General features: G+C 71.9%; 22 protein-coding genes. 11 read left to right on the top strand and 11 right to left on the bottom strand.

Annotated features, from left to right (window positions below; all coding sequences use genetic code 11):
- Window positions 1-78: 78 nt before the first annotated feature.
- Complete coding sequence (locus ACFYOB_RS24190; RefSeq protein ID WP_388562637.1) at window positions 79-732, bottom strand: CBS domain-containing protein; 654 nt, start codon at window positions 730-732, stop codon at window positions 79-81.
- Window positions 733-1,078: 346 nt separating this feature from the next.
- On the opposite strand from ACFYOB_RS24190, the gene ACFYOB_RS24185 reads away from it, so the two are divergent.
- The 4 genes from ACFYOB_RS24185 to ACFYOB_RS24170 are packed head-to-tail and all read left to right on the top strand — an operon-like array spanning window position 1,079 to window position 6,078.
- The gene (locus tag ACFYOB_RS24185; protein WP_388562635.1) at window positions 1,079-2,155 is read left to right on the top strand and encodes a zinc-dependent alcohol dehydrogenase family protein; all 1,077 of its coding nucleotides are present in this window, start codon (window positions 1,079-1,081) and stop codon (window positions 2,153-2,155) included.
- A 22-nt stretch (window positions 2,156-2,177) separates the two neighbouring features.
- Window positions 2,178-2,858, top strand: coding sequence for a helix-turn-helix domain-containing protein (locus ACFYOB_RS24180; protein WP_388562633.1), 681 nt, complete (start codon window positions 2,178-2,180; stop codon window positions 2,856-2,858).
- Window positions 2,855-3,613: an HAD family hydrolase gene (locus ACFYOB_RS24175; protein WP_388562631.1), complete on the top strand. Its 759-nt coding sequence runs from the start codon at window positions 2,855-2,857 to the stop codon at window positions 3,611-3,613. The genes ACFYOB_RS24180 and ACFYOB_RS24175 overlap by 4 nt, the downstream gene beginning before the upstream one ends.
- Window positions 3,610-6,078: a glycoside hydrolase family 65 protein gene (locus tag ACFYOB_RS24170; RefSeq protein WP_388562629.1), complete on the top strand. Its 2,469-nt coding sequence runs from the start codon at window positions 3,610-3,612 to the stop codon at window positions 6,076-6,078. The genes ACFYOB_RS24175 and ACFYOB_RS24170 overlap by 4 nt, the downstream gene beginning before the upstream one ends.
- Here the strand turns inward: ACFYOB_RS24170 and ACFYOB_RS24165 are convergent.
- The 4 genes from ACFYOB_RS24165 to ACFYOB_RS24150 all read right to left on the bottom strand — a co-directional run bounded on the left by ACFYOB_RS24165 (window position 6,020) and on the right by ACFYOB_RS24150 (window position 9,125).
- Window positions 6,020-6,883 carry a universal stress protein gene (locus ACFYOB_RS24165; RefSeq protein ID WP_388562627.1) on the bottom strand — a complete coding sequence of 288 codons (864 nt, stop codon included), beginning with the start codon at window positions 6,881-6,883 and terminating at the stop codon, window positions 6,020-6,022. The two genes, ACFYOB_RS24170 and ACFYOB_RS24165, sit on opposite strands and share 59 nt — an antisense overlap.
- Window positions 6,855-7,490, bottom strand: a complete 636-nt coding sequence (locus ACFYOB_RS24160) for a CBS domain-containing protein (RefSeq protein WP_388562625.1) — start codon at window positions 7,488-7,490, stop codon at window positions 6,855-6,857. Before ACFYOB_RS24160 ends, ACFYOB_RS24165 begins: the two co-directional genes overlap by 29 nt.
- An 11-nt stretch (window positions 7,491-7,501) precedes the next feature.
- A complete protein-coding gene (locus tag ACFYOB_RS24155; RefSeq protein WP_388562623.1) occupies window positions 7,502-8,368 on the bottom strand; it encodes a universal stress protein in 867 nt (288 codons plus the stop codon).
- Window positions 8,369-8,444: 76 nt separating this feature from the next.
- Window positions 8,445-9,125 carry a CBS domain-containing protein gene (locus ACFYOB_RS24150; protein WP_388562621.1) on the bottom strand — a complete coding sequence of 227 codons (681 nt, stop codon included), beginning with the start codon at window positions 9,123-9,125 and terminating at the stop codon, window positions 8,445-8,447.
- A 269-nt stretch (window positions 9,126-9,394) separates the two neighbouring features.
- On the opposite strand from ACFYOB_RS24150, the gene ACFYOB_RS24145 reads away from it, so the two are divergent.
- The 3 genes from ACFYOB_RS24145 to ACFYOB_RS24135 all read left to right on the top strand — a co-directional run bounded on the left by ACFYOB_RS24145 (window position 9,395) and on the right by ACFYOB_RS24135 (window position 13,005).
- The gene (locus tag ACFYOB_RS24145; protein ID WP_388562619.1) at window positions 9,395-10,297 is read left to right on the top strand and encodes a universal stress protein; all 903 of its coding nucleotides are present in this window, start codon (window positions 9,395-9,397) and stop codon (window positions 10,295-10,297) included.
- Window positions 10,297-11,181 (top strand): universal stress protein, encoded by an 885-nt coding sequence (locus tag ACFYOB_RS24140; RefSeq protein WP_388562617.1) that lies wholly within the window; start codon window positions 10,297-10,299, stop codon window positions 11,179-11,181. Before ACFYOB_RS24145 ends, ACFYOB_RS24140 begins: the two co-directional genes overlap by 1 nt.
- Window positions 11,182-11,256: 75 nt before the next feature.
- Window positions 11,257-13,005 carry a GAF domain-containing protein gene (locus ACFYOB_RS24135; RefSeq protein ID WP_388562873.1) on the top strand — a complete coding sequence of 583 codons (1,749 nt, stop codon included), beginning with the start codon at window positions 11,257-11,259 and terminating at the stop codon, window positions 13,003-13,005.
- On the opposite strand, the gene ACFYOB_RS24130 is transcribed toward ACFYOB_RS24135, so the two are convergent.
- From ACFYOB_RS24130 to ACFYOB_RS24120, 3 genes are all read right to left on the bottom strand, one after another.
- A complete protein-coding gene (locus ACFYOB_RS24130) occupies window positions 12,996-13,706 on the bottom strand; it encodes a response regulator (RefSeq protein WP_388562615.1) in 711 nt (236 codons plus the stop codon). The genes ACFYOB_RS24135 and ACFYOB_RS24130 overlap by 10 nt on opposite strands.
- A gap of 112 nt (window positions 13,707-13,818) precedes the next feature.
- Complete coding sequence (locus ACFYOB_RS24125; protein ID WP_388562613.1) at window positions 13,819-14,463, bottom strand: CBS domain-containing protein; 645 nt, start codon at window positions 14,461-14,463, stop codon at window positions 13,819-13,821.
- A gap of 58 nt (window positions 14,464-14,521) precedes the next feature.
- Window positions 14,522-14,986: a Crp/Fnr family transcriptional regulator gene (locus ACFYOB_RS24120; RefSeq protein WP_388562611.1), complete on the bottom strand. Its 465-nt coding sequence runs from the start codon at window positions 14,984-14,986 to the stop codon at window positions 14,522-14,524.
- A 203-nt stretch (window positions 14,987-15,189) separates the two neighbouring features.
- Between ACFYOB_RS24120 and ACFYOB_RS24115 the strand changes: the two genes are divergently transcribed.
- On the top strand, window positions 15,190-16,086 hold the full coding sequence (locus ACFYOB_RS24115; protein WP_388562609.1) for a potassium channel family protein: 897 nt from the start codon (window positions 15,190-15,192) through the stop codon (window positions 16,084-16,086).
- Here the strand turns inward: ACFYOB_RS24115 and ACFYOB_RS24110 are convergent.
- Window positions 16,080-18,440 (bottom strand): phosphoketolase, encoded by a 2,361-nt coding sequence (locus ACFYOB_RS24110; protein WP_388562607.1) that lies wholly within the window; start codon window positions 18,438-18,440, stop codon window positions 16,080-16,082. The genes ACFYOB_RS24115 and ACFYOB_RS24110 overlap by 7 nt on opposite strands.
- Before the next feature lie 238 nt (window positions 18,441-18,678).
- Here ACFYOB_RS24110 and ACFYOB_RS24105 point away from each other — a divergent pair, with 238 nt between their 5' ends.
- Window positions 18,679-19,554 (top strand): universal stress protein, encoded by an 876-nt coding sequence (locus ACFYOB_RS24105; RefSeq protein ID WP_388562606.1) that lies wholly within the window; start codon window positions 18,679-18,681, stop codon window positions 19,552-19,554.
- 88 nt (window positions 19,555-19,642) lie between these two features.
- Here ACFYOB_RS24105 and ACFYOB_RS24100 read toward each other — a convergent pair whose 3' ends face one another.
- Complete coding sequence (locus ACFYOB_RS24100; protein WP_388562604.1) at window positions 19,643-20,350, bottom strand: response regulator; 708 nt, start codon at window positions 20,348-20,350, stop codon at window positions 19,643-19,645.
- A gap of 266 nt (window positions 20,351-20,616) precedes the next feature.
- Here ACFYOB_RS24100 and ACFYOB_RS24095 point away from each other — a divergent pair, with 266 nt between their 5' ends.
- Complete coding sequence (locus ACFYOB_RS24095) at window positions 20,617-20,943, top strand: STAS domain-containing protein (RefSeq protein WP_388562602.1); 327 nt, start codon at window positions 20,617-20,619, stop codon at window positions 20,941-20,943.
- Between the two features lie 127 nt (window positions 20,944-21,070).
- Window positions 21,071-21,565 (top strand): pyridoxamine 5'-phosphate oxidase family protein, encoded by a 495-nt coding sequence (locus tag ACFYOB_RS24090; RefSeq protein WP_388562600.1) that lies wholly within the window; start codon window positions 21,071-21,073, stop codon window positions 21,563-21,565.
- Between the two features lie 32 nt (window positions 21,566-21,597).
- Here the strand turns inward: ACFYOB_RS24090 and ACFYOB_RS24085 are convergent, their stop codons facing one another.
- Complete coding sequence (locus ACFYOB_RS24085) at window positions 21,598-23,316, bottom strand: GAF domain-containing protein (protein WP_388562598.1); 1,719 nt, start codon at window positions 23,314-23,316, stop codon at window positions 21,598-21,600.
- Window positions 23,317-23,421 lie beyond the last annotated feature (105 nt).

The raw sequence follows: 23,421 nt of genomic DNA, 5'->3' as shown, positions 1-23,421 counted from the left end.
GCCGTCCGTGGCCGACTGGGCGGCTCCGCCGCACCGGGCTGCGGGGCGGCCGCCTTCGCGGAGCGCTTCATTCGGCGGTCAGCCGGACGCGGGCCCTTCGAGCCGGCAGCGCACGCCGACCACGCCTTCGACGGCCTGGGCGAGGCGGGCGGCCAGGGGGATGAGGTGCGGGTCGCGGGTCCTTCCCGTCAGGGTGACGACTCCATGCGTGACGTCGACCGTGACGTCGCCGTGCGAGACCGGGAAGACGTGTTCGACGACCTCGCGCCGGACTTCTGCGGCGAGATCGTCGTCGGCGCGGAGGAAGACCTTGAGCAGGTCGGCGCGGCTGACGATGCCCTTCAGGGTGCCGTCGGCGTCGACGACCGGGAGACGCTTGATGCGGCGGTCGGCCATCAGGCGTGCGGCCTGTGGGAGCGTGGCGTCGGGGCGGATGGTGACGGCGGGGCTCGTCATCAGCTCCTCGGCGCGCACCGATCCGGCCTTCGCGGTGTCGCCGAGGCGGCGCATCTGCTCGATGAGGCCCGGGCCGTGCTCGTGGAACTCCTCCTTGGTGAGGAGATCTGCCTCGGAGACGACGCCGACGACGCGGCCTTCCCCTTCGATGACGGGGACCGCGGTGATCTTCCAGCGTTCCATCGCGGTGACGATCTCCTTGAACTCGGCGGCGGGGGTGACCGTGATGACGGTCTTCGTCATCACGTCGTTGACGGTGTACGGGCTGGAGGTCATGGCTGGTCCTCACCGGGGGTGGGCGAGCGGCCTGTCGCTGGGGTGGGGTGCGAACCCCTCAGGCGCTTCCCCCTCAGGCTCGCGCCGGGTCCACGGGCTGCGGGAGGGCCTCGCGGTACAGACCTCGGGACCGTCCGGCCCTGTCAGCGGACCAGGACGGCCTCCCCCGGCTCGGGTATGACGGCTCCTCCCGCTTGCGGCGGCTCAGCTCCGCGAAACCCTGGAAGAGTCCGGACGGGGCCGACAGGCCCTGCCTGGGACCCGACCGGCCCATGCGCGGGAGGGCGCCGCCGGGCCAGCCTGGCGGTGAACCCCACCGGACGACACGAGGAAGAAGGCCGACGTCATGAAGGCACTCGTCTTCCAGGGCCCCGGACAGACCGCGTGGCAGGACGTACCGGACCCGGGCATCAAGGACGCCGCCGATGCGATCGTCCGTGTCGACGCCGTCACCATCTGCGGCACCGACCTGCACATCATCAAGGGCGACGTGCCCGAGGTGACCCCCGGCAGGATCCTCGGCCACGAGGCGGTCGGCACCGTCGTCGAGACCGGCGGCGACGTCCGCACGGTCCGTCCCGGCGACCGGGTGCTGATCTCCTGCATCTGCGCCTGCGGCCGCTGCCGCTTCTGCCGCGAGGGCCACTACGGGCAGTGCCGCGGGGGTGGCGGCTGGGTGCTGGGCCACACCATCGACGGCACCCAGGCCGAGTACGTGCGCGTGCCCTTCGCCGACCTCTCCGTCCACCCGCTGCCCAGCACGGTCGACAGCTACGACGCAGTGCTGCTCGCGGACATCTTCCCGACCTCCTACGAGGTCGGCGTGCTGAACGGCAACGTCCGGCCCGGAGACACGGTCGTCGTGGTCGGCGCGGGCCCGATCGGGCTGGCCGCCATCGCGACCGCCGGTCTCTACAGCCCCGGCCGGACCATCGCCGTCGACCTCGCCGAGTCCCGGCTGGCGGCCGCCCGCTCGCTGGGCGCGGACGCGACGGTGAACGCCGCCGAGGAACCTCAGCAGCTGGTCGACGACCTGACCGACGGTCTCGGCGCGGACGTCGTGATCGAGGCGGTGGGCGTCCCCGAGGCCTTCGAGATGTGCACCCGGATGGTCCGCCCCGGCGGCCGCGTCGCCAACATCGGCGTCCACGGAAAGCCCGCCACCCTCCACCTCGAAGACCTGTGGATCAAGGACATCACCATCACCACGGGACTGGTCGACACCTACTCCACGCCCATGCTGCTGCGCATGATGGCCGCCGGCCGCCTGCCGTCGTCCTCGCTGATCACCCACCGCTTCGAGCTGGGGCAGATGGAGGAGGCCTACGACGTCTTCTCCCGCGCCGGCGACACCGGCGCCCTCAAGGTGGCGCTCGGCGGGCCCCAGCACGACGCCATCACGGTCGCGGCCCCGCAGCCGTAATGCCGAGAGGATATGAGGACTCATGAACAGGACCAGCTCCGGACCGGCCGCCGCCGAGGCGCCGGCCGGACGCACGGACCTCGGCCGGCGGCTTGCCAAGCGCCGCGAGGAACTCGGCCTCAGCCGGGAGGAAGCGGGGATGCGCTGCGGGGCCGACGCCGGCTACGTCGCCTACCTGGAGGAACGCGCCGCGGCACCGGCGATCGGCTCCCTCGTACGCATCGCCGACGCCCTCGACACGACCGTCGCGGAACTGACGGGCGCCACGACCGACCATCCGCCCGGCAGGGGCATGGCGGTGTTGGACGCCGAGCTCGTCGAGCTGTCCGACGGCGAGTGCCGACGGCTGCTCTCGACGCACGGCGTCGGCAGGGTCGCCGTCTCCACCCCGCACGGTCCGGGGATATTCCCGGTCAACTATGTGGTGGCGGGCCGGGACATCGCCTTCCGGACCTCCGGTGACGCGGTGCTCGCGCGGGCCGCCGGCACGGAAGTGGCCTTCGAGGTCGACCACATCGACGATGTCACCAGGCTGGGCTGGAGCGTCCTGGCCGTGGGCGAGGTGGAAGGCGTCACCGATGCCGAGGAGCTCGTCCGGCTCGATGCCGTCGCGTACTCCCTGCCGTGGGCCGGCGGCCGGCGCACGCACTGGATGAAGGTCACCCCGATCCGGATCACCGGGCGGCGGGTGGTGCGGCGGTGAATCCGCTTCGAGCCGTCGTCCTGGACACCGACGGGGTCCTGCTCGACTCCGCCGTGCTGCACGCCGCCGCGTGGAAGGCCGCCTTCGACGGCTGCCTCGACGCATGGGCGTCCGACGCCCGGACGGACCGGCAGCTCCCCTTCGACGCAGAAGGGGAATACCGTGAACTCGTGGACGGGAAATCCCGTCTCGACGGGGCGCTCGCCCTCCTGACCGCTCGCGGCATCGAGCTGCCGCCGGGCACCGCAGCGGATCCACCGGGCTGCGCCACGGTGCGGGCGGTCGCCGCCCGCAAGGAGCAGGCGTTCACCGCAGCGCTCCGGGCGGGAGACGTACGGGCTTTCCCCGAGGTCCGACCGGTTCTGGAGGTGCTGCGGGCACAGGGGATGCGGTGTGCCGCCGCATCGGCGTCCCGGCACGCCCGCCCCTTGCTCGAAGCCACCGGACTGGCCGGGCTCGTCGATGTACTGGTGGACGGCACGGACGCCGAACGGCTGGCCCTGGCAGGCAAACCGGACCCCGCTCTGTTCCTCGAAGCGGCACGGCGGCTGCGCGCCGACCCCGCGGACACGGCGCTGGTCGAAGACGCCCTGGCCGGAGTGGAGGCAGGCCGACGCGGCCGTTTCGGCCTGGTGATCGGCCTCGACCGGACACGCGTAGCCGCTGCCGCGGCGGCCCTGCGGGCCAATGGCGCGGACGTCGTACTGGCGGACCTCACCGCACTCGTCGGAGCCGTCACCGGAGCGCGGTCGTGAACACCGAGCGGACCTGGACCTGGACCTTCGACCGCTACGACCCGAAGAACGAACGAGTGGTCGAGGCCCTGTGCACCCTCGGCAACGGTCGCTTCGCCACGCGCGGAGCCGCACCCGAATCACACGCCGATGCCGTCCACTACCCCGGCACGTATGCGGCAGGCTGCTACAACTGGCTCCCCTCACGGATCGCGGGCAAGCAGGTCGGCAACGAGGACATGGTCAACCTCCCCGACTGGACCCGCCTGCGCTACCGATGCCTCCCCGACGCCGGACCAGCAGGGGACTGGCTCACCCCCGACCACCCGAGCCTGCGCCACCACCACGTCCGGCTGGACCTGCGCGCGGGCACCCTCACGCGCCGCATGCTCTACCAGGACGCCGACGGCCGCCGGCTCGGCGTCACCCACACCAGGTTCGTCGACATGGCGGATCCGTACCTCGCCGCCCAGCAGAGCACCTTCCGCGCGTACGGATGGCGCGGAACCGTAGAGATCCGGTCCGTCCTCGACGGCGACGTCACCAATGCCGGTGTCGAGCGCTACCGGGACCTGAACGGGCGTCACCTCACGGGCCACCGCGCCGGCGTAGGAGCGGATGGCATCGCCCGGCTCTCCTGCGAGACCACCTCCTCCCGCATCCGGATCGGCATCGCGGTACGCACGTCCTCCCGGCCCCCGGCCCCCGTGTCCGCGAACTGTACGGGAACGGCGACGGAGCAGACCTTCCGGCTGCCGGTCTCCCGTGGTCACCCTGCCGTCATCCTCAAGTCCGCGGCCCTCCACACCTCCTTGGACCGCCCCGTGGGCGACCCGCTCGCCTCCGCTGTCGAACACCTCTGGCCCACACCGGATTTCGCGGCCGCGCTGGCCACTCACAAGGCCGCTTGGGAACACCTGTGGAGCCAAGGCGAAGTAGTGGTGCCCGGTGAGGCCGGCCGGATCCTGCGCCTCCACGCCTTCCACGTCCTGCAGACCCTCTCCCCGCATACGGCGGAGCTCGACGCCGGCGTACCCGCCAGAGGGCTGCACGGAGAGGCGTACCGGGGCCACGTCTTCTGGGACGAGCTGTTCGTCCTGCCCTATCTCACCCTCCACTTCCCCGAGGTGGCACGCGCCCTGCTCATGTACCGCCACCGCCGCCTGCCCGCAGCCCGTGCCGCGGCGCGGGGGACCGGTCGGCCGGGCGCGATGTTCCCGTGGCAGAGCGCCGGTTCGGGGCGAGAGGAGACGCAGGCGCTCCACCTCAATCCGCGCTCCGGCCGCTGGCTGCCCGACCGCTCCCGCCTCCAGCGCCACGTCGGTTCCGCCATAGCCTGGAACGTCTGGCGGTACGCGCAGACCACCGGCGACACGGGCTTCCTGTACGGACCCGGCGCCGAACTGCTCCTGGGCATCGCCCGCTACTGGGGAGCGGCCGCCGACTACGACACCGGCCGGGAGCGCTACCGGATCCGCGGGATAGCGGGCCCGGACGAGTACCACGACGCCTACCCCGGGGCTGCGGCTGCGGGCATCGACGACAACACCTACACCAACGTGACCGCCGCATGGGCGCTGGCCCGCGGACTCGAACTGGCCGCCGAGCTGCCGCCGTCGCGCAGGCGGCAGCTGGAGCAGCAACTCGGGCTCACCGCTGAGGTGCTGAGCCGCTGGGAAGACGTTTCGCGTCGCCTGTACGTCCCCTTCCACGGCGGCGTCATCAGCCAGTTCGAGGGGTACGGCGATCTGGCCGAGCTGAACTGGGACGCGTACCGCAGCCGCTACACGGACATCCGCCGGCTCGACCGGATCCTGGAGTCCGAAGGCGACACGGTCAACCGCTACCAGGCGTCGAAGCAGGCCGACACCCTGATGCTCGGCTACCTGTTCCGTCCCGCCGAGCTCCACGAGATCTTCGCGGGGCTCGGCTACGAGCTCGACGACGACCTCTGGCGGGCCACCGTCTCGTACTACTTGCAGCGCACGAGTCACGGGTCGACGCTCAGCAGCCTCGTCCACGGCTGGGTCCTGGCCCGTCACAAGGGCCCCGAATCCTGGCGGTACTGCGAGGAAGCCCTGCTCGGCGACGTGATGGACATCCAGGGCGGTACCACCGGCGAAGGCGTCCACCTCGGAGCCATGGCCGGCACCCTCGACCTCATCGAACGGGGCATGGTCGGACTGGAGGCCGGACCGGACGGACTGCGCATCGATCCCGCCCCGTTGCGCGAGGTCCCGCGCTGCACCTTCACGGCAGACTGCCTGGGCCACCGGGGGATCCGCATCCGGCTCCTCCCCGGCAGGATCGGCATCGCCGTGCCGGACTCCCGGATCGCGCAACCCCTGCCGCTGCACCTGCCCGGGGGGCGGCTCACGACCGTGCCCGCGGGCGGGCAGTACTGGTTCCGCCTGGACACCGTCGGCCTCAGTCGTGCGCGACCACGGCGACCGGCGAGACGGCGTGGTGCATCACCGCGTGCGTGACGGGGCCGATGTGGCCACCGAAGCCGGACCGGCGGACGCGTCGGCCGACCACGACGAGGGCTGCGTCGGTCGCCTCGCGGAGAATCCGGATCGCGGCCTGGCCGATCGGGGCACGCGGTTCGACGCGCACGTCGGGGAACCCCTCACGCCACGGGCTCAGCAATTGGTCCAGGGCGGGGTCGAGGGCGCGGGCCATGTCGCTCGGGACTTCGAGGTCGAGCCCCGGTGCGTAGCCGACGACCGGCGGTGGGGTCCATCCGTGGACCACGACGAGCGTCGTGTCGCGGAGGGAGGCCTCCTCGAAGGCGAAAGCCAGGAGCTCGTCGCAGGAATGACGGATGTCCACCCCTGCCACGACGGGTCCGCCGTCGTGTGGTTGCCCCGTTCCCGCCGTGGACCGGACCAGGACGACCGGCCGTTCGGACGCGGCGACGGTCGCCGAGGCAACGGATCCGACGATGAAGCCCGCGACGACGCCGAGCCCCCGTGAGCCGATGACCAGCAGGCCGGAGTCCTGGGCCGCGTGGACGAGGGCCAGCGGGGGCAATCCGTCCACGCGACGTGTGGAAACGCCCAGGGCGGGGTGCACGCGGCGCAGCTCGCCGGCGGTGTCCGGGAGCAACCCCTCCGCCCACGCGCGCTGGGCCTGCGTGGTGGTGACGGGCAGCGGTGGACGTTCCAGCCACTCCTCGACGTGGACCAGATCCAGACGGGCACCTCGGAGCTCGGCCTCGCCGGCCGCCCAGCGGGCGGCTGCCGCGCTTTCCGGTGTCCCGTCAAGGCCTACGGTCACCTGGTCGGTCATCGTGTGCATCTCCTTCGGACTCGTGCTCATGGACGAGCCGGTCGATCACGTCCACGACTCCCTCGACGCTCCGGCACAGCCGCACGAGGACGGGGCCCAGGCCGCGTCGGCCGACGGCGCCACTGAGCGTCACCACCCCTTCGGTGACGTCCACGGTCAGGGCGGAAGGGCGGATCCCCAGGGTCTGGGTCACGACGTCTTCGAGGATTTCCTCCTGGATCGCGTGATCTCTGCGCAGGAAGGTCTGGAGGAGGTCGCTGCGGCTCAGGATGCCGATCAGCCGGCCGTCGGCGTCGATGACCGGGAGCCGCTTGACCCCGTGCTTCCTCATGGCACCGGCCGCACGGACGGCACTCCACCCCGGCTCCGCGGTGATGGCCGGGCTGGTCATGAGAGCCGCGGCGGTGGTCGCGCCCGTGCCGGAGCCGAGCCGGTGGAGCAGGTCGGCTTCGGAGACGACACCCACCGGCCGGCCGGCCTCGTCCACGACGGGTACGGCCGTGATGTCGAACTCCCTGAGGAGCCGGGCGATCTCCTTGAAGGTCGTCTCCCGCCGGATGCCGACGGCGTTCGGCGTCATCAGCTCGGCGACGGTGCGGTGCTTCATGACCGGCGCCTTCAGTGCGCGATGACGGCCACGGGGGCCACGGCGTGGTGGATCACCGCGTGTGCCACCCGCCCCAGGTGCGAACCCAGGGGTGAGCGGCGCACGTGCCGGCCGACCACGACGAGGTCCGCGCCGGTGGCAGCCATGACGAGCTGACCACCGGCGGATCCCATGAACTCGGCGTGGGTGACGCTCACTTCCGGGAACTTGCGCCGCCACGGCAGCAGCATGTCGTCCAGCATCCGCGTGACGCTCCGGCCGATCTCGCGCTCGTTGTCCGGGTCGAAGAAGGGCACGTACGCGTAAGCGGCGGGAAGCCTCCAGCCGTGGACGGCGCGCAGTGCGCAACCACGTCGGTCGGCCTCCTCGAAGGCGAACGACAGGACCCGGTCGGCGGCGTCGTGGATGTCGACGCCCACGACGATCTCGCCGAACGGCACGGGCCCGGACCCCTCCGGTTCGTCGGCCACCCGGACCAGCGCGACCGGTGTCTCCGTGGCGACGAGCGTCGACAGACCGACCGAGCCGATCACGAAGCCGGCCAGGGCGCCCAGGCCGCGGGAACCCAGCACGAGCAGCCCGGCGTCGGCGGCCTCGACGGCGAGGGCGGCGGCAGGCCTGCCGGACAGGCACCGGGTGGTGACCTCGACCTGCGGATACCGACGGCATACGTCCGTCAGCGCCTCGGTGAGCGCTTCGTCGGCCCACCGGTCGGCGGTCTCGCGGCCGGGCCGTGGAACGGCGGGGCTCACGGGCCAGTCGACGGCATGGACGAGCCGCAACGGCACCTGCCGCAACGCCGCTTCCCGGGCGCCCCAGCGGGCGGCCGCCCGGCCCTCGGTGGAGCCGTCGACACCGACGGTCACATGGTGCTTCATCGCGGTGCCTCCTCGGCGGCACGGGAACGCGTTCTGCCGGGCACAAGGTCCGTACGCCGGTCGTCGTCAGCAGCGGTCACCAGGGCATGCCGTGCGCGGCGCGCTCGGGTGGCGCCAGCAGGGTGTCGTCGAAGCGGGCGGTCAGACGGGCCGCGACCGCGACGACTCCGTCGAGCTGTTCGGTGAGGCGGATCAGCACCGGGACCTGGCTCTGTCGTTCGAGCCTCCCTTCCAGCGTGACGATGCCGTCCACGACATGCAGCTCGACCGCTTCCGCGCTCAGCCCCATCGTGCCCACGAGTACGTCGTCGACGACGCGGCGGCGGATTTCGGCGTCGGGCCGGAGGAAGAGCCTCAGCAGATCGCGGCGTGTCACGATGCCGACGAGCCGGTCCTCCTCGTCCACGACGGGGAGCCGTTCCACGCCGCGTCGGGTCATCAGCCTGGCCGCCTCCGCGGCGGTCTCGTCGGCACGGGCCGTCACCGCCGGCGCCGACATGATGCCGGCGGCGGTGACGGCCGCAGCTTCGGGCACGGCAGCCCGCTCCTCGGCGTCACTCGCTGCCGGCACCGCCGCCTGTCTGCGCAGCAGGTCGCTCTCGGAGATGACGCCGACCACCCGGTCCTCGTCGTCGAACACGGGCAGTCCGCTGATGTCGTGCTGCGCGAGCAGCTTCGCGACGTCCTTGAACGGCGTGGCCGAGACGACGGAGACGACCTCGTCGGTCATCAGGTCTCCCACCTTGATGTGCTTCATCGGGCACCTCCTGCCACCCTGCGTGAGCCACGTGGACGAACCTTGAAAGCCGTTCGAGGTCATCCATGATCCGCCGGCCGGCGCGGGCCCAGCAGGGCCGAAGGGGTCCCGGCGGGGGCCGGTCGGACCCTCCACGGGGTGAAAGTTCCCGTTCGGTGCCCGCGACAGGGACCTTTGGCCCCCGGACGGTCCTGAGCGGCCCTCTGCGAGCCGGGCTCCCCGGTGTCAGCGTGGGAGCTGACCCGAGTGGCCCTCGGCGAGGAGGAATCATGAACGACACCGCCATCAGCCCCGAACTCGGCACCGTCGTCGTCGGCGTCGACGGCTCGGAGCCCGCCCGCCGGGCAGCGCTGTGGGCAGCGGCCGAGGCCGCGCGCCGCGAGCGCCCGCTTCACATCGTCCACGCGGCCGACACCGACGGCCGGGCCCTGTACGCATCAGCCGAGACCATCGAGCGCGTCCGCAGCGCCGGGCGCGAACTGCTCGACGACATCTCCGCCGCAGTCTCGCAGCTGCACCCCGGCCTGCACGTCACCACGGAGCTCAGCCGTGGCGCACCCGTTCCCGCCCTGCACCGGTCCGCCGCCCTGCAAGGCACGATCGTCGTCGGCAACCGAGGTCTGGGCGGGTTCAGCTCCCTCATGCTCGGCTCCGTCGGCCTGAAGGTCGCGGCGGGAGCGAAGACCCCCGTCATCGTGGTCAGAGGAACCGGCAGCGAGGCCGAGACCGGTGTGGTGCTCGCCGCCGTCCGCGACGAGCACGACCTGAGCTGCGTCCGGTACGCGGCGCGCGAAGCAGAGATCCGCAAGGCGCAGCTGCACCTGTTGCACGTGTGGAACGTCCTGGAGTCCGCCGGCACCGTCGTGACCATGCTCGACGACGTCGACGCGATCGCGGGGGAGCACGTCCGGCATCTGACGGCCGTTTCCCAGCAGATCCGCGACGAGTTCCCGGACCTCACCGTGGAGGCGGAGGCCGACAAGAGCGTCTCCGTGTCCGGAGCCCTGGTCGATGCATCGCACCACGCCGACCTGCTGGTCATGGGCGGCCGACGCTCGCCCGGCACGATGGGACCCACCCTCGGGTGGCACACCCACAGCCTCCTGCACCACGCCCACTGCCCCGTGCAGCTCATCCCGCGCCGGGCCGGACAGCACGGGACCGAGTCCTGATGGCCATCGCAGCAGCCCGTGGGATCGTCGTCGGCATCGACCCTTCCAGGGACTGGCACCTGCCACTGGCCTGGGCCGCCGACGAGGCCCACCGCCGGGGGCTCGGGCTTCGCCTGGTGATGGCCGCACCCCCGTCGCGCGACACGCACCACGTCGACGGCGAGCCCCGCACCACGGCCCTGCGCCAGGCCGCCGACGAATATCTCGGGGCCGCCACCGCCTGGGCTCGGCAGCGGCATCCGGACGTCGACGTGACCGCCGAGCTGACCGACGGGTTGCCCGCCTCGACGATCGGCCGGACGGCCGGGCAGGCGCACATGATCGTGCTCGGATCCCGCCGCCTGAGCCGGACCGCGCAATACCTCAGCGCCGGCTCCACGGTGGTCCCGGTCACAGCGCAGGCGCACTGCCCGGTCGTGGTCGTGGGGGACGCCGAGCACATCACCCAGCAGCCGCCCTACCTCGTCGTCGGCGTCGACGGCAGCGAATCCTCCAAGGCGGCCCTCGCCCTCGCCTTCGAGGAGGCGGACCTGCGAGGGGCTGCGCTGCGCGCCATCGCCGTGTGGCAGCCGCCGCACTTCCCCCTGCACGACGAGGAAGCCGCCCTGCAGGCACAGCGACGGATGCTGTCCGAGACCACGGCCGGCTGGTCGCAGAAGTACCCGGACGTCGCGCTCACCCATGAGGTGCTGACCGGGCACCCCGTGGAGGAACTCGCGACGGCGGCCGAACACGCCCTCGCCGTGGTGGTGGGCCGCCGTGGCCGCGGCGGCTATTGCGGGATGCGCCTGGGATCCGTCGTCCACGGGCTGCTGCACCGGGCACACTGCCCCGTGATCACGGTTCCCGCTGTCCGGGGCCGCTCGGACCTCCCGTCATCCTGAGCGGGTACGACGGCTCGGGGCTACGGTGGGAATCGAGGCATGGTGCATTCCCCCTGGGCGCCGCTGGAGGTACGCATGGGCGGGGAAGACCAGGCCGCCGTGGGTCCGAAGGCCCCACGGCTGAGGCTGGACGAACTGCTCGACGAGCTCCAGGTCCGCATGGACGAGGTGCGCGGCACCCGGGACCGGCTCAACGGGCTCCTCGAAGCCGTCATGTCCGTCGGCCGTGAGCTCGACCTCCCCCAGGTGCTGCGGGGCATCGTCGAAGCGGCCGTGGTCCTGGTCGACGCGGAATACGGGGCCCTCGGCGTCATCGGCGACGACCGCAAGCTCGCCCAGTTCCTCCCCGTCGGCATCAGCGACGACCTCCGTGCCCGGATCGGCGACCTGCCCTCCGGCCACGGCATCCTCGGCGAACTCATCCGGCACCCCGAACCCCTGCGGCTCCCGGAACTGTCCGAGCACCCCGCCTCCTACGGCTTCCCGGCCCACCACCCCCCGATGCACTCCTTCCTCGGCGTCCCCATCCGGGTCCGCGAGGAGGTGTTCGGCAACCTCTACATGACCGAGAAGAGGGGCGGCGCCGACTTCGACGAGGAGGACGAGGCGGTCCTGTCCACGCTCGCGGTGGCGGCCGGCATCGCCATCGAGAACGCCCGCCTCTTCGAAGAGGTCCGTCTCCGGGAGCGCTGGCTGGCCGCCAGCTCCGAATTCACCAGCGCGCTGCTCTCCGGGTCGGCCGAGAGCCAGGTGCTCGAAGGCATGCTGGAGCGGGCCAGGGACATCACCGCCGCCGACATCGGCGTCTTCTACCTCCTGGGCCAGAGCGGGGAGCTGCGCGGCTCGCTGGCGCTGGGGGAGGGCGCCGGGACGCATCGCGACATCGTGCTGCCGAGCAGCGAAGGCACCCTGGCCGCTGCCGCCCTCGGTGAGGAGGACGGGCTGATCATCGTTGCCGACGCCCAGACCGACGAGCGGATCACCGTGCGGCCGGAGCAGTGGAAGGGGTTCGGCTCTGCCGTGGCCGTCACCGTCGGCACCAAGGAGAAGCTGAGCGGCGTCCTCGTCCTGGCCCGCAGACACGGCCGGTCGGCGTTCGCGGGGATCGAGGTCGCAACCCTGCCCGGCTTCGCCGACCAGGCCGCCCTGGCCATGGAACTCGCCGACCGGCGCCGGGACGCGGAACAGATGAGCCTGCTGGAGGACCACGACCGCATCGCCCGCGACCTGCACGACCTGGCCATCCAGCGGCTCTTCGCCACCGGCATGACCCTGCAGAGCGCCCAGCGCTTCGTCGAGCATCCGGAGGCCTCCGAACGGCTGGCCCGGGCGATCGACGACCTGGACGCAACCATCAAGATCATCCGCTCCACGATCTTCGGACTCCGTGAGCGCGAGGTGTCCGCAGCGGCTCCGAAGCTCAGGCTCCGCGCCGTCCAGACCCTGGACGAGGCCGCGACGGCGCTGGGTTTCGCGCCGGCCCTGCGGATGCAAGGCCTGATCGACACCGATGTACCGCCGCCGGTCGCGGACGAGGTGCTCGCCGTGATCAGGGAGGCACTCGCCAACGTGGCCCGGCATGCCCGGGCCACCCGGGCAGAGGTCTCCATCACGGCCGGCGAAGGCGTCCTGACGGTCGTGGTCGGCGACAACGGGATCGGCATCCCGGAGGGTGGCCGGCGCAGCGGACTGCGCAACCTCGCCGAGCGCGCCGAGCTACTGGGGGGAGAGCTGACCGTATCGACCGTACCGGCTCACGGACAGGCGGGCCGGGGGACCGAGCTGGAGTGGCGGGTCCCGCTGCCGGCAGCCGGTCAGCGCTGACCCTTGCCGTGGTCGTGCTCGTGCTCGTGCTCATGGACCTGGGCGGCGATGACGGCGGCTTGCACCCGGCGCTCCACACCCAGCTTGCCGAGCAGCCGGGAGATGTGGTTCTTGACCGTCTTCTCGGACAGGTACAGCCGCTTGGCGATCTGGGCGTTCGTGAGGCCCTCGCCGATCAGTTCGAGCACGGAACGTTCTCGCTCCGAGAGGCCGGCCAGACGGGCGTCCGCCGGCGCTCTCGCGGGCTCCGGGTCCCTCAGGGAGTGCATCAGGCGGGCGGTCGTCGCGGGGTCCAGCATCGACTGCCCCGTCGCGACCGTCCGTACGGCGGAAACCAGGTCGGACCCCTTGATCTGCTTGAGGACGTAGCCGGCCGCACCGGCCATGATCGCGTCCAGTAGCGCATCCTCGTCGTCGAACGAGGTCAGCATCAGACACGCCAGATCCGGCATGTGTGAGCGCAGCTCACGGCACACGGTGATGCCGTCGCCGTCGGGCAGCCGGACGTCGAGCACGGCGACGTCCGGGCGCAGCGCCGGCCCGCGGGCCAGCGCCTGCTCGGCGGTGGACGCCTCGCCGACGACCACGATGTCGGGCTCCGCGTCCAGCAGGTCGTGCAGTCCGCGGCGTACGACCTCGTGGTCGTCCAGGAGGAAGACCTTGATGGGCCCCGCGGCCGAGGCCGCCGGTGCGTCGGACATGTACGCCCCTGTGGTCGATCCGCTCTGCGTACGTCTCGTACGAATTGTCGCAGGTAGCGGACACATGTACCTCGTGGCGCACCCGGGGGCGAGGCGCCGTGGAACGGTGACCTCAGACCGCTTCGGCGGCCTGTCCCTCCTCTTCCATACGGACGTCCACGACACCCTCGACGGCGCGGACGGCGCGGGCCATCAGCGGCACCAGGGCGCGGTCACGGAGCGATCCGCGCAGGGTGACGACGCCCTCCCGTACCGATGCCTCCACGTGTGCCGGGGGAGCGAGCTCGGCGAGAACCGCGTCGCGGATCTCCTCTTCGATCTCCTCGTCCGGACGCAGGAACACCTTGAGCAGATCGCTCCTGCTCACAATGCCCTCCAGCATTCCCTCGGCGTTCACGACGGGAAGGCGCTTCACGCGCTTGCGGGCCATGATCCGCGCCGCCTCGGCGATGGTGGCGTCGGGGTGCACGGTCACGGCCGGGCTCGACATCAGCTCCTCGGCCAGCACACCGCCGGCCTTGGACGCCTCCTCCAGCTGATCGGGAAGCCGGGGGTCGTCCTGCCGGAACTCCTCCTTCGGCAGTAGATCGGCCTCGGAGACCACCCCGACGACGCGGCCCTCGCCCTCCAGGACGGGGACGGCGCTGACCTTCCACTGCTGCATGAGCTCGACGATCTCCTTGTACGAGGCCTCGCGGCCGATGGCCACGGCCGTGTGGCTCATGACGTCGCTCACGGTGTACCGGGCGGCGGGCATCGCGTGCTCCTCACACTCTTCGGGGTGTCGTGGATCGTGGACCTGCGTGCCGAGGTACTCACAGGTGGGTGCCGCTGCCGTACGGGCCGTACAGATCGAGAAGCCGGACACGGGACGCGTGGAGCCTGTGGGCGAGCACCTGGGCGACCCAGCGCCCGATCGCTGCGCCGAAGGCGGGATCCGCTTCCATCATCGCCAGCACTGCCGCCGCGTCGAACTCGTGCGTGCGCACGGGCGTCGTCGCCTCCGCGCCCAGCCGCCACCGGTGCGGCGCCAGCATCCAGGAACAGCCCACCAGCTCGCCGGGACCGAGATTGTCGATCACGGCCGCCTTCTTGCCGGGCACATGGACGTCGAGGGCGACGACGCCCGTCCGCACGATCCAGAAACGATCCGCCCGGCCTCCTTCGCTGAAGAGCCGGGTCCCATCGGGGAAGTCGACTTCCCTGCCCATGCTCATGAGCCTGGTGCGGTACTCGGCCGACAGCGCGGCGGCGATCCGTGTGGGGGATTGTGTGGTCATGGGGGCCTCCTCGTGCGAGTCCGTTTTCAGTATCCGAGGCCGCAGCGCGTCCCGGGATGGGCCGACCGGCCCTCAACGGGCCCCAAAGGGGGTCCATCGGCCCCGCGCCCGCCTCGCCGATGGCGATCTACGGCGCGGGCTGCGGCGAGTGGAGGGGGCCGTACGGGAGCCTGAGGGGGGTGCGACGGGACGAGGGGTGCCGGATGGAGTGGCTGGTGTCGGTCGCGGGCGCGGCCCTGGTTCTGTTCATCCTGCGGGATGTGTTCCACACCCTGTGGCATCCGACGCGCCACGGCGGGCTGAGCCGCTTGGTCATGACCACGCTATGGCGGCTCGCCCCCGCCTTCACCTCCCGGCGCGGGGCTTCCGGGCTCGCAGGCCCGCTCGCGATGGTGTCGGTCGTCGCGCTGTGGGCCATGACGGTGGTCACGGGCTGGGCGCTGGTCTACTGGCCGCACGTACCCGACGGGTTCGTCTACGCGGGCGGGCTCCGCCCCGCCGAGTACGGGAGCCTGCTGGACGCCGTGTACGTCTCCCTGGTCACCGCTTCCACACTCGGCCTCGGGGACATCGCACCGGCCGAGGGATGGCTGCGCGTCTTCGCCCCTGCGGAAGCCCTGGTCGGCTTCGTACTGCTGACCGCGACGGTTTCCTGGATCCTGGGGATCTATCCGGCGCTGGCACGGCGGCGGGCCCTGGCGCTGCGGCTCTCCCACCTCCGCCGCACCCGTCCGTCGCGGGAGCAGGTGGACTCCCCGGCCGGGGCCACCATGCTGGACAGCCTCGCCGCGCAGTTCTCCGTCGTCGCGGTCGACTTCCTCCAGTACGCGGAGTCCTACTACTTCCACGACGTCGACGACCGGACCTCCCTCGCCCACCAGATCGGCTACGCCCTGGACATCGCCGATCAGGCCGCGGGCGCCCACCACCCGGATGCCCGGCTCGCCGCCGCCGTGCTGCACACCGCGCTCGAAGACCTCGCCGACATCCTGGACCAGCGATTCCTGCACACCCACGGCTCGCTTCGGCAGACGCTCGACGCCTTCGCGCGCGATCACGGGCGCCGGGCGGGCGCGGACGAATCCCGCGCCGATCAGTAGGGCCAGGACCAGTCGGTGATCTCCGGCAGGTCGGTGCCGTGGGCCCGGATCCAGTCGTGGTGGCGGATGCGCCGGTCCGCCATGGTCTGGCGCAGCCCCTCCGCGCGGCCCGCGAGCCCGGGGACGCGGTCGATGACGTCCATGACGAGCCGGTACCGGTCGAGGTCGTTGCGGACGACCATGTCGAAGGGGGTGGTCGTGGTCCCCGACTCCTTGTAGCCGCGCACGTGCAGGTGCGGGTGGCCGGTGCGACGGTAGGCGAGCCGGTGGATCAGCCAGGGATAGCCGTGGTACGCGAAGATCACCGGCTTGTCGGGCGTGAACAGGGCGTCGTACTCGGCGTCCGTCATTGCGTGCGGATGCTCTTCCCGGGGCATGAGCCGTGCGATGTCGACGACGTTGACGACCCGGACCGCAAGCGCGGGCAGGTGCTCGCGGAGCAGGGCCGCGGCGGCGAGGATCTCCATGGTGGGCACGTCACCGGCGCAGGCGAGCACCACGTCCGGCTCGCGGGCGCCGTGGTCCGTTCCCGCCCATTCCCAGGCGCCGGCCCCCCGCGCGACGTGGACGCGGGCCTCTTCGGCGGGCAGCCAGTCGAAGCAGGGCTGCTTCCCGGCGACGATCACGTTGACCTGGTCGCGGCTGCGCAGGGCGTGGTCGGCCACGGCGAGGAGGGTGTTGGCGTCCGGCGGGAGGTAGACCCGGACGACCTCGGGGCTCTTGTTGAGGACGTGGTCGACGAAGCCGGGGTCCTGGTGGGAGAAGCCGTTGTTGTCCTGGCGCCAGACGTGCGAGGTGAGCAGGTAGTTGAGGGAGGCGATCGGCGCGCGCCAGGACAGTTCGCGGGAGGTCTTCAGCCACTTGATGTGCTGGCCGACCATGGAGTCGACGATATGGGCGAAGGCCTCGTAGGTGGAGAAGAATCCATGGCGGCCGGTGAGGAGGTAGCCCTCCAGCCAGCCCTGGCAGACGTGTTCGGACAGGATCTCCATGACCCGGCCGTCCCGGGAAAGGTTCCGGTCCGTGTCCTCCGTCATGGCCTGCCAGGCTTTGCCGGTGGCGTCGTACAGGTCGTCCAGCCGGTTGGACGCGGTCTCGTCCGGTCCGACGACCCTGAAGTCCCGCCGCCCGGCCGTATCGCGCATGATCCGGCTGAGGAAGTGCCCCAGGACGCGGGTCGGTTCGTGGAGCGTGCCGCCCGGCTTGTCGACGGGGACGGCGTACGCGTCGAGCGGGGGAAGCGGCAGCGGACGGAGCAACCGGCCTCCGTTCGCGTACGGGACGGCGCCCAGGCGGCGCTCGCCGTCCGGGACACAGGCCAGGACCTGCGCCGTCGGCCGGCCCTCGGCGTCGAAGAGCTCCTGCGGCCGGTACGAGCGCAGCCAGTCCTCCAGCTGCCTCAGGTGCTCCGGGTTCTCCCGCACCCCGGCGAGCGGGACCTGGTGGGCCCGCCAGGTGCCCTCGACCGGCTCTCCGTCGACGGTCGCCGGGCCGGTCCAGCCCTTGGGGGTGCGCAGGACGATCACCGGCCAGCGCGCGTACTCCCGCCCCGGATCGGAGCCCGCGGTCCGCGCTTCCCGTTGGATGAGCGCGATGCGGTCGAGGGCATGGTCCATCGCGCGGGCCATGGCCTGGTGGACGCGGGCCGGGTCGCTGCCGGTGACGTACAGCGGGTCGTGGCCGTAGCCGCGCAGCAGGGCGTCGAGCTCGGCTTCGGGGATCCGGGACAGCACCGTCGGGTTGGCGATCTTGTAGCCGTTGAGGTGCAGGACCGGCAGAACGGCACCGTCGTGGACCGGGTCGAGGAACTTGTTCGAGTGCCAGGACGCGGCCAGTGGGCCCGTTTCGGCCTCGCCGTCGCCGATGACGCAGGCGACCAGCAGGCCGGGGTGGTCGAAGGCTGCTCCGTAGGCGTGCGCGAGCGCGTATCCGAGCTCGCCGCCCTCGTGGATGGAGCCGGGTGTCCCGGGAGCGACATGGCTCGGCACTCCACCCGGGAACGAGAACTGCCGGAACAGCGTGCCCATGCCGGCCGCGTCCCGGGTCACGCCCGGATAGGTCTCGGTGTACGTGCCCTCCAGCCAGGAGTTGGCGAGGACGGCGGGCCCGCCGTGGCCCGGGCCCCAGACGCAGAGGGCGTCCAGCGACCGGTCCTTGACGACGCGGTTCAGATGGGTGTGGACGAGGTTGAGGCCCGGCGAGGTGCCCCAGTGGCCGAGCAGCCGCGGCTTGATGTGCTCCGGCCGCAGGGGTTCGGTCAGGAGCGGGTTGTCCATGAGGTAGATCTGGCCGACCGCGAGGTAGTTGGCGGCGCGCCAGTGGGCGTCGAGCTCCGAGATGGGGTACGCGGTCATGTCCGCTCCTCCGTGCGGCGGTCCGGGACGTTCGTCGACTGAGCCGATGCCGACACTCTGCGCTCACCCTGCTCGTGCCGGTAGGGGCGGACCGGCCCTCGGAGAGGGACTGTCGGCCCCTGTGAGACAAGCCCCTTCACGGCGAAGGTGAGTTCAGCGGCGCCGGTTCCCCCGGCCGGTGCCGCTCACCCCCTGCTGGCCGACCCGATGCCCTGGCATCCGTACGGAGGACAGACCTGTGAAGCGCACCCTCGTTGCCGGAGTGGACGGAACCCCGGAAAGCCGGGCCGCGGCCGACTGGGCCGCCCGCGAAGCCGTACGGCGTGACCTGCCCCTGCACGTGGTCCACGCCTGGCTGTGGCAACCGCTCGAACTCCCGCTGGTCCAGAACCGCGACGCCGAAGCCCGGCGCGCCGACGACATCCTCAAGCAGGCCGAGGGCGAGCTCATCCACCGGTACCCGGGCCTCACCCTCACCGCGGAAGTGCTCTCCGACGCGCCCGTGCCGGCCCTGCTGCACGCCGCCAAGGGCGCGGAGATGCTGGTACTCGGTACTCGCGGGCACGGCGCCCTGGCCGGCTTCCTGCTGGGCTCCTACGGCCGGCAGGTGATCGCCGCCGCCGAGTGCCCCGTCGTCTCCGTCCGCTCCGCGCACGGGAGGCCCGTGGCCGTGCCGGAGGAGGGGGAGGTCGTCGTCGGCCAGCAGGGCGGTGTGGAGGAGTCCGCCGAAGTACTCCGGATCGCCTTCGAGGCAGCGGCCGCCCGCAAGGCCCCGCTCCGCGCCGTCCGCGCCTGGAGCCTGCCCCCGGTCTACGGCTACAGCCCCGGATCGATGTGGATCGCCGACCAGTTCGGCGGCCTGGAGCAGTACGAAACGGCCGCGCTGGAGCAGGCGCTGGAGCCGTGGCGGCTGAGGTACCCCGAGGTGGAGACCGCCCTGCACGTGGAGCAGGGCAGCGCGGGCCACGTACTGCTGTCGGCCGCCTCGGACGCCCAGCTCCTCGTCGTCGGGCGTCGGGCCCGCGAGTCGTCGATGGGGATGCGCATCGGATCCGTGGCCCATGCAGTCCTGCACCATTCGGCCTGCCCGGTCGCGGTGGTCCCGCACCCCTGACCGCTCCGGGGGCAGGCAGGGGGCGGGGCGCGCGACTGCACGGTGCGCCCCGCCCGCCCCACCCGCCGGGATGCCCTCTGGACGCTCTCTATTCGGCGGCCGGGACGGGATGCCGGCTCGGAGGGGTCAGCGCGTGACTGGCGATGACGGCGGCCTGGACACGACGCTCCACCCCGAGCTTGGTGAGCAGCCGCGAGATGATGTTCTTGACGGTCTTCTCCGCGAGGTACAGCCGCTTGCCGATCTCCCGGTTGGTGAGCCCCTCGCTGACCATGACGAGGATCTCCTTCTCCCGGTCGGTGAAGCCGGGAAGCCCGGGGACCTGCTCCTCCTCCGACACCTCGCCGCGCATCCGGGCCATCAGGCGCGTGGTGGCGCCGGGGTCGAGCATGGACTGGCCGGCCGCGACCGTACGGACGGCGGTGACCAGGTCGGTTCCGGTGATCTGCTTCAGCACGTAACCGGAAGCCCCCGCCATCACGGCGTCCAGCAGCGCCTCCTCGTCGTCGAACGACGTCAGCATCAGGCAGGCCAGCCCGGGCATCCGCGCACGCAGCTCACGGCACACGCTCACGCCGTCACCGTCCTGGAGCCGTACGTCCAGGATCGCCACCTGGGGGCGCAGGGCGGGAATCCGGATCAGCGCCTGCTCCGCCGTCCCCGCCTCACCGACCACGGTCAGATCGGGCTCGGCATCCAACAGGTCGTGCACTCCGCGGCGCACGACTTCGTGGTCGTCGAGCAGGAAGACCGTGATCGGTGTCTTCGCGGGGGACGGGGCACCGCTGTCGGTCATGACGCAACTCCTTCGCCGGGGTTCGTCCTGGACGCACGAACCTCAGCATCCTGCCTCCCGGGAGGGCCGGACGGACAGGGCCGATCGGCCCTCATCGACCGCCTGCTCCGCGCGCCGGGTGCACGGCAGCTGCGCCGGAGAGGGACCTTCGGCCCTGTGCGAGGGGCGTGTGGTCCTTCCCGCGCGCGCCCGTCGTCCGGTGAGATGGGGCCGCACGGGGAACGGCGCGGCTCGAACGCAGAGCGAAACGCAGCATGGAGGGCTCCATGACGACCACCTTGATCGACCTGAGGACCGTGGCACGCAACGGCGCCGACCTGAGCGTCTCCTTGGCCGGAGAGCTCGACCTCCACACGGCCGGGCGGGTGGAGCCGCGCCTCGCCGAACTCGCCGGATCCGGCCACCGGAACCTGATCCTCGATCTGTCCGGCCTCGCCTTCTGCGACAGCGCGGGCATCGAGCTCTTCCTCCGTGTGCACCTGCGCTGCCGCGCGAACGGAACGCGGCTCCAGCTCTGCGACGTGCCGCCGCTGGTGGCCAAGTCGATACGGGTACTCGGCGCCGACCGTGTACTGCGGCTCGTCGTGACATGATCGCGGACGTCCCCGGAATCCGTCTCCGCATGGGGACCGTTCGGCCCTGGTCCTCCCGGTGACCGCGAGGGAGGGTGGTGACTCGGAAGCCGCGAGGACCGATCGGGACCGGACGAAGGTGCGCATCATGGACCAGGACGGCACACGGCGCGCCGGCGGCCGGGCGCGTGACACGACGCCTGCCCGGCGCATGCGGGAGCTGGACAGGGCCGAGGCGCTCCGGCTGGTGGCGACGGTGTCCCTGGGGCGCATCGTCTTCACCCAGCACGCACTGCCGGCCGTCCGCCCGGTCAACCACCTCGTCGAGGGCGAGGACATCATCGTACGGATCCACGACGACGGAGCGCTCGCCTCCCTCGTGGCACCCGCAGATGTCCCCGGCGTGGTCGTCGCGTACGAAGCGGACGCCATCGACCCCGACACGCATCTCGGCTGGAGCGTGGTCGTCACCGGCTACGCGTACCGGGTGGCCGATGCCGACGAGGTGGACCGGTACGCGGCGCGCCTGCGTCCCTGGGTGGATCGCCCCACGACCCACGCCCTGCGGATCCGCCCCGACCTCGTCACCGGATTCCGGCTGGAGGCGGCGCAGGCGCGGCTCGTGCCCACTGTCCGGGGATGACCGTGCTGTCCGGGGATGACCGTGCCGTGCCGTCAGCGCGAGATGGGGAGCGGCGCCCGCCACACGAGCGTGCTGCCTCCCCCGTCGGGTGTGCCGACGCTGAAGGTCCCGCCCAGATCCTGAGCCCGTTCGTCCAGGTTGCGCAGACCGCTTCGGCGCCCCTGGGCCGGAATGCCCGTCCCGTTGTCCGAAACGGTCAGCACGATCTCGCCCTGCCCGGCTTTGAGGCTCACCCCGACCCGGGTCGCCTGCGAGTGGCGGGCGGCATTGCTGAGGAGCTCGCCCAGCACGGCCATGACATGGTCGGCGATCTGCGGCGGCACGTCCGTGTCGAGCAGGCCCTCCATGCTCAGGCGCGGGGGGTGACCGAGGGTGGTGGCCGCATCGCCGACGGCACGGGCCGCGCGGGCCCGCAGGCCGGGGCCGCTCTCGCGGTCCTTGGTGCGCAGCCCGAAGATCGTCGAGCGAATGATCTTGATGGTTTCGTCCAGGTCATCGACGGCACGGCTGACGCGCTCGGCGGCCCCGTCGTGCTGTACGAGCCGTGCGGCGCTCTGGAGGGTCATTCCGGTGGCGAAGAGCCGCTGGATGGCCAGGTCGTGCAGGTCCCGGGCGATCCGGTCGCGCTCCTCCAGCAGCGCTATCTGCTCCGCGTCCCGGCGCCGCTCGGCCAGCTCCAGCGCGAGCGCCGCCTGACCGGCGAAGGCGACGAGCGGCTCCAGCTCGCCCTCACCGAAGGCTGGCTCCCCTGCCGGGCGCGCGAGCAGCAGGACACCCCTGCTCTCCCCGCCCGTGGTCCCGAGCGGGACCGCGACGGCAGGGCCCAGCCCGTCCCGTACCTGGACATCGGCGCCGTAGCGTTCATCGTCCGAGGCATGTGCGGACGCGACGAACCGGGCGGTCTGGTGCGCCGTTCCGGAGATCGTTCCCGCGAACGGGACCACGAGCCCCTGCCGCGCCTCGCTGTCCGCACCGGCCGCGAACTCCACGACCAGGCCCTCGGCGCCGGCGACCGGCATGGCGATGTCCGCGAGCCGGGCACCGGTGATCTCCTGGGCCCGCAGGGCGATGAGCTCCAGCACCGCCGCGCGGGAGCTGCCGGAGAGCAGGCTCTCGGTGATCTCCGCATTGGCTTTCAGCCACCGCTGCTGGCGCTGCGACCCCTCGTACAGCCGGGCGTTGTCGATCGCCACGCCCGCCGCGACCGAGAGGGTGGAGATCACCGCTTCGTCCTCGGTGTCGAAATCGACGCCGCCCCGCTTGTCGGTCAGATAGAGGTTCCCGAACACCTCGTCGCGCACGCGGATCGGCACGCCGAGGAACGTGCGCATGGGCGGATGATGGGCCGGAAATCCGTAGGACGAGGAGTGGGCGCCGAGATCGGTGAGGCGCAAGGGTTCCGGGTGGCGGATGACCTCCCCGAGCAGGCCGTGACCGGCCGGCAGCGGGCCGATCCTGGCGATCTGTTCCTCGGTGAGCCCCACGGTGAGGAACTGGGCGAGCGTCCGGCCGTCCGGGCCGATGACACCCAGCGCGCCGTATTCCGCGTCCACGAGCAGCGCGGCCGCCTCCACGATCCGCCGCAGCACCTGGGCCAGGTCGAGCTCCCGACCCACCGATACGACGGCCTCCAGCAGGCTGTGTACCCGGTCCCGGGTGCCGCGCACGGCGTCGATGCGCACCTGGAGTTCGTCGAGCAGCTCGTCCAGCCGCATCCGCGGCACCTGTGTCAACGGATCCGCCACACCCACGTGCTGCTCCTCCACCTGTCCGCCCGTCCGCCCCGTCCGGGACCAGCGTATCGACACGCCCGGGCGCGAAGGGCATCGTTGCCCGCGGGCGTCGGCCGTGACTGA

The organism is Streptomyces sp. NPDC006463, from assembly GCF_042870715.1.
Classification (GTDB): domain Bacteria; phylum Actinomycetota; class Actinomycetes; order Streptomycetales; family Streptomycetaceae; genus Streptomyces.
Note: the sequence above shows the minus strand (reverse complement) of the source record. Positions and strands in the feature narration are given on the sequence as shown.